At 73.1% G+C, this 7,951-nt stretch carries 4 protein-coding genes; 2 read left to right on the top strand and 2 right to left on the bottom strand.

Going from position 1 to position 7,951, the window contains the following annotated elements; genetic code table 11:
- Positions 1-989 precede the first annotated feature (989 nt).
- Positions 990-1,592: a hypothetical protein gene (locus GEV28_RS26745; RefSeq protein WP_291414985.1), complete on the bottom strand. Its 603-nt coding sequence runs from the start codon at positions 1,590-1,592 to the stop codon at positions 990-992.
- 595 nt (positions 1,593-2,187) lie between these two features.
- On the opposite strand from GEV28_RS26745, the gene GEV28_RS26740 reads away from it, so the two are divergent.
- Positions 2,188-2,565 carry an MmcQ/YjbR family DNA-binding protein gene (locus GEV28_RS26740; RefSeq protein ID WP_291414984.1) on the top strand — a complete coding sequence of 126 codons (378 nt, stop codon included), beginning with the start codon at positions 2,188-2,190 and terminating at the stop codon, positions 2,563-2,565.
- 16 nt (positions 2,566-2,581) lie between these two features.
- Here GEV28_RS26740 and GEV28_RS26735 read toward each other — a convergent pair whose 3' ends face one another.
- On the bottom strand, positions 2,582-4,588 hold the full coding sequence (locus GEV28_RS26735) for a thioredoxin domain-containing protein (protein WP_291414983.1): 2,007 nt from the start codon (positions 4,586-4,588) through the stop codon (positions 2,582-2,584).
- 157 nt (positions 4,589-4,745) lie between these two features.
- Here GEV28_RS26735 and GEV28_RS26730 point away from each other — a divergent pair, with 157 nt between their 5' ends.
- The gene (locus GEV28_RS26730) at positions 4,746-7,949 is read left to right on the top strand and encodes a choice-of-anchor P family protein (protein WP_291414982.1); all 3,204 of its coding nucleotides are present in this window, start codon (positions 4,746-4,748) and stop codon (positions 7,947-7,949) included.
- The last annotated feature ends 2 nt before the right edge of the window (positions 7,950-7,951 follow it).

Here is a 7,951-nt window from a genome sequence, read left to right as displayed (position 1 = left end):
GTCAAACCGGGCACACCAAAATCGCCGCCACCATCCGAAAGATCCGCAACAACCCACACCTGATCTTCACCATCCTCCGCCTGCACCAAAACCCTCAACACACACCATGATCAGCAGAAACGACTTTGCGCAGCGCCCTGGCTCGAAGTTGGAATGTATGCCATCGCTCGTCATCCTTCGCATCGCTGCCACACCGCTCGCACGGGCTCCCTCCCCGCGGTGTGTCGTCTCGCGCTAGTCGCGCTAGTCGTATGGTTGCAGAACATAGCTCGATGGGATCAAGGCGCGCCGCCGGAGGCGGCGCGCCTTGGCCCGTCACGTTGGCAACGTGGACCGCATCCATCGCGGCACGGCCGGCTACCGCTCCGCTCACGCCGGCGGCCAGCGCGGCGCAGCCCACGAGCTCGCGACGGCAGCGCCACCACCGGCGGCGCGGACTGGATTCCAAGGACGCCTCTCCGCAGCCTTTGGCCAGCCAACAGCTCGTCACCAGGCGGCCCCTCACACGCCTGGTGATCGTTTAACACCGGCCCGCCGGCATCAAGGGCGCCGTACGGCGTCGCTGGCGCGATCTCGCTTCGCTCGTCCCTTGACACCGACGACCCGGTGCTAACGACGGCCAAGGCGAGGGGAACAGCGGCGAGCAGGCGCCATCAGCGGGGCAGGAGACAGTGATGGCGCGCAGACACCCGATCAGCCGCAACCAGCTCGTGCCGTGGCCGCGCTACGAGCTGACCGAGCTGCCCGCCAGGCAACCATGATCAGGCCGTCTCCAGGCCGTCCCAAATCAGGCAGACCTGAGAATCCGCGAGAACTGTCGGCAGACGTTCACGCAGGTCAGGGCGCCTGCCAGGCGCTCATGTCGAGGCCGGCGCCGACCGGCGAACACTACATCGCGATCTGGCTGGCCATGTACCCCTGAGCGGCGAGCTGACCGGCGGCACGCCCGGACCATCGTCGGACGCGCCGCCGGCGTATCAGCGCGAGCCCTACAGCTCGGGGCCCTTCGAGCGGAGGTCGTCCACCTTGGACATGGCCTCGCGCAGCCCCGACAGCCACTCGTCGGCGTGCTCGCCCACCAACCGGACGGCCCAGGCCAGCGCCTCCGAGCGGGAGCGGGCCACGCCCGCGTCGACCAGCGTGTCGAGGATCAGCCGCTCCTCCTGGCGCAGCCGGGTCATCACCGGCACGGACAGGGTGGTGAACAGCTCCTCGGTCTCGCCCAGCTTCGCGCCCCACGCGACCTTGCGGCCGTAGCGGTGCTCGGCCTGCCGCGCGATCTCGATCCGCTCGTCGCGCGTCTCCTCGCGGAACCGGCTGATCCGGCCCGACTCGGCGGCCGCCCGCGCGGCGTCGTCGGCGAACTCGCCCTCCAGTGGCGGCAGTTGGCCGACCACCGTGATCTCCTCGCGGTCCACCACGACCATCGGCCCCTCGGTGAACCACCCGTCCGGCAGCCGGCCGGCGAACCAGGCCGACGCGTCATCCGCCGACGGCAGGTCGGCCTGCTGCCAGCCGCCGCGGCCCCGGCCGCGTCCGCCGGGGCCGCCCCAGCCACGGCCCGGTCCCCAGCGATGCCCTCTCGGACCCATGAAATCCACCCCGCATCTTCCGAACATGACAGCCTCCAACTGGCTGACTTACATAATTACAAGGTTACACGGAGCGCGCGACTACGCCAGGGAGTTCACTCGGGGCGGAAACCCTCGGTCGAGGAGCCTCGGCAGCGGACAGCCAAAGGCCGGCGAACCGCGGCGCGCGACGGCGAGCAGCGCGGGTTCGCCAGCCGGCCGATTCCCAAGAACGGCTGGCTCGGGTGTCCAGCACCCGGCATCAGTCGCGCACGCGGCCCGGCGGCTGGCCACGGCGATCGAGGCGGAAGACCCGGGCCACGCCGGGCCGGCCGGCCTCGAACAGCTGGCCGAGGCCGAATGCGAGACACGCTCGGTCCGGCCTACCAGCCGCGGCGAATCGACCTGGCCACCCATGCCGAGCTGACGACATCGACCAGGCCCTGCTCGACGCGGCGTCATTCGAGATCGCCGTCGACGGCACGGGCAACAAACATGGGCTGAGGTCGCCGCGAAACCGCGTGGTGGAAGCTCTGGGACGCCGCGCCTAGCCAGCTAGGCTGACCCCATGTTGGCCGACGGGAGCCGGCCCGCTCGGGTCGAGGACGTACACGAGTTGGCCCTCGTCATGCCGCACGTCACCGTCGAGCACGGGTCCCGCGACAACCTGGTCTACCAGGTGGGTGGGAAGTCGTTCATCTTCTTCCGCAATCCGCGGCCGGACGCGGTCGATCCCGAGACCGGGGAGCGCTATCACGATGTGATCGTCTTCTGGGTTGCGTCCAAGGCGGACAAGCAGGCGCTGGTTCAGGACCAGGCGTCGCCGTTCTTCACCACCGCGCATTTCAACGGCCATCCATCGGTGCTGCTGCGGGCCAGCCGCGTCGATGAGCTCACCCGGCAGGAGCTGGCAGAACAGGTTCAGGACGCGTGGCTGTCACGCGCGTCGGCGCGCCGAGCGGCGGCGTGGCTCAGTGCTCATCCCCCGGCGTGATCACGGCGAGATCGGCTCAGCGCAAGGCCGTCAGCAGCTCCGCAACCTCGGTGACCGGGCGGTCGCAGACATAGCCGCGGCAGACGTAGGCCGCGGCCAGGCCGTCGACCAGCGGACGGTCGGCCAGCAACGGCACGTCGTCGGGCGAACCGGCCAGCACGACCGCGCCTCCGGGAGCGTGCCGGAGGGCGGCGTCGACGAGGGCTTCGCGGCGGGAGTCGCCGTCCTGGCCGACGATCGCGACCTGCAGCGGGCCCTGCCGGAGCGCCTCGGCGACCGACAGCCAGTGGCCGGCGAACCGCGGCGCGCGGCCGGCGAGCAACCCGGCTCGCCCGACGGCCGACTCGGCGGCCGCCCGATACGTGCCCGCGCGGTCGGGGCCGACGAGGGCGGACGCGGTGAGCAACGCGGACGCGGTGGCGGACGCGCCGGACGGGCTCGCGTTGTCGCTGGGGTCCGACGGGCGCCAGACCAGCGCGTCGGCGTCGTCGGCGGTGTCGTGGAACGCGCCTTCCGCGCCGGTGTCGGCGAACCGGGCCAGCGCGGTGTCCAGCAGCCCGACCGCCACGTCCAGCCAGCGCGTGCCGCCGGTTGCCTGGTGCAGCGCGAGCAGCCCCTCGGCCAGGCAGCCGTAGTCCTCCAGCACCCCGGCCGCGGTACCGGCGACGCCGTCCCGCGAGGCGCGCCGCAGCCGGCCGTCCACCAGGTGCAGGTCGGCGACCAGCGTGGCGGCGCCGGACGCGGCATCGACCCAGCGGGCGACGCCGAACGCGGCACCGGCGTAGGCCAGCGCGCCGATGGCCAGGCCGTTCCACGCGGTCACGACCTTGTCGTCCCGGCCGGGCTGCGGCCGGGCGTCGCGCGCGGCGAGGAGCCGTTCGCGCACCCGCGTCCACCTCGCCGGCACCTCCGGCTCACGCAGCATCCGCAGCGTGGACGTCCCGTGCTCGAACGTCCCGGCTTCGGTGACCCCCAGCAGGCCCGCCGCCCACGCGCCGTCGTCCGCGCCGAGCACGTCGACCAGCTGAGCGGGCGTCCACGCATAGGTGAGGCCCTCGACCCCGTCGGTGTCCGCGTCGAGCGAGGCCGCGAACCCGCCCTCCGCCGTGCGCAGCCGGCGCAACAGGAACTCCGCGGTCTGCCCGGCCACCTCGCGGTGCCGCGCCGAGCTCGTGCGCAACGCGAGGTGCGTGTACAGCCGCAGCAGCAACGCGTTGTCGTACAGCATCTTCTCGAAGTGCGGCACCACCCAGCCGGCGTCCACGCTGTACCGCGCGAAGCCGCCGTCGAGCTGGTCGTGGATGCCGCCCGCGGCCATCGCGTCGGCCGATCCCTCCACAATGGACAACGCCTCGACCGAGCGGGTGCGCTCGTGGTGGCGCAGCAGGAACTCCAGCACCATCGACGGCGGGAACTTCGGCGCGGTGCCGAACCCGCCGTGCCTGCGGTCGTACTCGGGCAGCATCGCCGCGGCCGCGCCGGCCAGCACCTCATCGTCCACAGTGGACACCGGAAGCACCTCGTTCTGCTTGGCCAGCTCCGCGACGATGCGGGTACCGGCCTCGCGCACGTCGGCGTCCCTGCTGGTCCACGCCTCGTCGACGGCCGTGACGAGCTGCCGGAACGACGGCATGCCCTGGCGCGGCGAAGGCGGGTAGTAGGTGCCGCAGTGGAACGGCGCGCCGTCCGGGGTGAGGAAGCAGGTCATCGGCCAGCCGCCCTGACCGGTCATCGCCTGCGTCGCGGTCATGTACACCGCGTCCACGTCCGGTCGTTCCTCGCGGTCCACCTTGACGTTGACGAACTTCGCGTTCATCAGCTCGGCGATCTCGGTGTCCTCGAAGGACTCGTGCGCCATCACGTGACACCAGTGGCACGCTGCGTAGCCGACCGACAGCAGGATCGGCACATCGCGGCGCCGCGCCTCGGCGAACGCCGCCGCCGACCACGGCCGCCAGTCGACCGGGTTGCCCGCGTGCTGCAGCAGGTACGGGCTCGTCGCGTCGGCCAACCGGTTCGCCATGTACGCAAGCCTCTCAAACGCCCGGGTGTACCGCCGAACGCGCCCTTTCGGGCGCCGTTGCGGACCATCGGCGCAGCGCGCGGGCGGGCTTGTTGCCCTGGCCCGAACGGCCGAGCAGCGTCAGGTCCATCAGGTCCAGCTCCAGGGGAGGAGACCCATGACTCGGCTGCGCGCCCTGCTGCTGGCCGCCGTGGTGGCGTCGACCGCGGTGGTGGTCGGCACGGCAACGCCCGCGGCCGCCGCCCCCGGGGTGGACCCGAACGCGGTGTCGCTGACCCTCGCGCCGGGCGAGAGCTCGTCGCTGCCCGTGAACGTCACCACACCGGACGTCGCGCCGAAGCCGGACATCGTGTTCCTCGCCGACACCACCGGCAGCATGGACCCGGTCCTCGCGAACGTCCGCAACAACGCGCTCTCGATCATCGGCGAGATCCGCGCCAGCCAGCCGGACGCGCGGTTCGCGGTTGCCGAGTACAAGGCGGATGTCGACGGGCCGCGGGCGTTCGCCGTGCGGACCCAGCTGACCGACGACGAGGCCGCGGTCGAGGACGGCACCCAGCAGTGGCTCTACAACGTGGGTGGCGGCGGCGCGCCGTGGACGGACTTCATCAACGCGCAGTACCAGCTGGCCACCGGCGCGGTGGCGTTCCGGCCGGGCGGCTCGCCGATCGTCGCCTGGTTCGGCGACGCGCGCTCACACGACCCGAGCCTCGGCCACACCCTGCAGGACGCCACTCGCGCGCTGCAGGACGCGGGCGTCCGGGTGGTCGCGGTGCCGGTGGTCGGCACGAGCGGCGACGGGCTGGACACCCTCGGCCAGGCCAGCGCGCTCACGGCGGCCACCGGCGGCGTGCTGATGCCCGAGCAGGCGGCGGACCAGGTGGCGCGGGCGATTCTCGACGGCGTCAAGGCGCTCGACCTGACCGTCACCCCCCGGCCGACCTGCGACCCGGGCATCGGGGTCGGGTTCGACCCGGCGTCACGGCGGGTGCGCGGCGGGACGGTGGCGCCGTTCGGCGAGACCGTCTCGGTGGCGCCCGCGACCGCGCCCGGCAGCTACGGGTGCACCGTGGACTTCCAGATCGGCGGCGCCTCGGTCGGGCTCACCCAGACGGTGACCGTGCGGGTGCCGGACACCGCGCCGCCGCCCTCGCTGCGGATCGGCGACGTGTCGGTCACCGAGGGCTCCACCGGGACGACGCCCGCGACGTTCACCGTGTCGCTGTCCGCGCCGTCGTCCTCGCCGGTCACCGTCTCCTGGGCGACCGGCGACGGGACCGCGACCTCGCCCGCCGACTTCGCGGCGGCCGGCGGGACGGTCACGTTCGCGCCGGGGTCGGTGAGCCAGCAGGTCTCCGTGCCGGTGGTCGGCGACACGGCGGTCGAGGGCGACGAGACGTTCACCGTGGACCTGTCGGCGCCGAGTGGCGCGACGATCGAGGACGGCAGCGGGGTCGGCACGATCGTCGACGACGACACCCCGGCGCCGCCGCCGACCGTGCGGGTCGGTGACGTCGTGGTGCCCGAGGGCAACACCGGGCCGACACCGGCGAGCGTGACCGTCACGCTGGACCGCGCGCCGACCGCGCCGGCCGCCGTGTCGTGGGCGACGGTCCCCGGCTCGGCGTCCACGGCCGACTTCGAGTCGGCCGACGGCCGGCTGACCTTCGCGCCGGGCGAGACGAGCAAGCGGATCGACCTGACCGTCACCGGCGACCTCGCAGACGAGGAGGACGAGAGCTTCGGCGTCGTGCTGTCCGCGCCGGACGGCCTGACGCTGGGCGACGACCGCGGCCAGGTCGGGATCGACAACGACGACGACGTCCCGCTCGGCGACGTGCCGACGCTGCGGATCGGCGACGCGACGGTGGCCGAGGGCGGGTCCGCGGTGCTGACCGCGGTCCTGGACCAGCCGAGCAGCACGCCCGTCTCGGTCGGGTGGGCCACCCAGCCCGGCACCGCGACGGCCGCGGACTTCACCCCGAGCGGCGGCACGGTGACGTTCGCGCCGGGGTCGACGACCGCGCAGGTGTCCGTACCGGTCCTCGGCGACGCAACCGTCGAGGACGACGAGACGTTCTCCGTAGAGCTGACCGAGCCGACCGGCGCCGCGATCGCCGACGGCAGCGGGGTCGTCACGATCCTCGACGACGACGCCGAACCCACCCCGCCCACCCTGTCGATCGGCGACGTGGCGGTGGCCGAGGGCTCGTCCGGGATGACCCCGGCGACGCTGACCGTGTCGCTGTCCGCGCCCGCGGGGGCTCCGGTGACCGTGGCGTGGGCGACCGGGGCCGGGACCGCCGAGGCTCCCGAGGACTTCACCGCCGACGGCGGCACGCTGACCTTCCCACCGGGCACGACGTCGGCGACGGTGCGGGTGGCGGTCGTCGGCGACACCGCGCGGGAGGACGACGAGACGTTCACCGTAGAGCTGACCGAGCCGACCGGCGCCACGATCGCCGACGGCAGCGGAGTCGTCACGATCCTCGACGACGACGCCGCCGAACCCACCGAGCCCACGCTGTCCATCGCGGACGCCACCGTCACCGAAGGGGCCGGGCGGGCGACGCTGACCGCGTCGCTGTCCACCGCCACCGCGGCACCGGTGAGCGTCACGTGGGCGACCGAGCCGGGGACGGCCGTGGCACCCGGCGACTTCACCGCGGGCGCCGGCACGCTGACCTTCCCGCCGGGCACGACGTCCGTGCCCCTGACGGTCCCGATCGCCGACGACTCCACCGCCGAGGGCGACGAGACGTTCACGGTCGCGCTGACGAACCCGATCGGCGCGACGCTCGCCGACCCCGACGGCGTCGTCACGATCGAGGACGACGACGAGGCCGGCTGCACGGCGAGCGCGCTGAACCTGCTGGGCGCCCGCCCGGCGGTGGCGAACCCTCAGGTCACGCCGTGCGCGAACGACGACCGGACCGCGGCGTCGGCGAAGCTGGGCCTGGGCCTGGGCCTGCTGAAGATCGAGGCCGGCGGCCTGACCGCACGGACGGACGCGGCCCCCGGTGGCGTGCGCGCGACGGGCGGCCTGGCCACGACGCGGGTGAGCACGCTGGGCCTGACGATCGAGGTGACGACCCTGACCTCGACGGCCACCGCCACCTGCGCCGGCGGCCGGCCGGCGTTCGACGGCAGCTCGTCGATCGCGTCGTTGACGGTGAACGGGGTGCGGATCCCGGTCGGCACGCAGCCGGTGACCGTGCCGCTGCTGATCGGCGAGCTGGCGCTCAACAAGACGGTGCGCACCACCGGCGCCGTGACGCAACAAGCGTTCGCCCTGCGCACGATCCTGGGCGACGTGGTGATCGGCGAGGCACGAGCCAGCACGCAAGGAAACCCCTGCTGAGG

This window comes from Actinophytocola sp. (genome assembly GCF_009379765.1).
Taxonomy (GTDB): Bacteria; Actinomycetota; Actinomycetes; order Mycobacteriales; family Pseudonocardiaceae; genus Actinophytocola.
This window is presented reverse-complemented; position numbering and strand designations above follow the sequence as displayed.

Excerpts from the sequence above, each read along its gene's own strand:
- GEV28_RS26745 (WP_291414985.1), bottom strand. The coding sequence starts at position 1,592 with ATGGGTCCGAGAGGGCATCGCTGGGGACCGGGCCGTGGCTGGGGCGGC.
- GEV28_RS26735 (WP_291414983.1), bottom strand. The coding sequence starts at position 4,588 with ATGGCGAACCGGTTGGCCGACGCGACGAGCCCGTACCTGCTGCAGCAC.
- GEV28_RS26730 (WP_291414982.1), top strand. The coding sequence starts at position 4,746 with ATGACTCGGCTGCGCGCCCTGCTGCTGGCCGCCGTGGTGGCGTCGACC.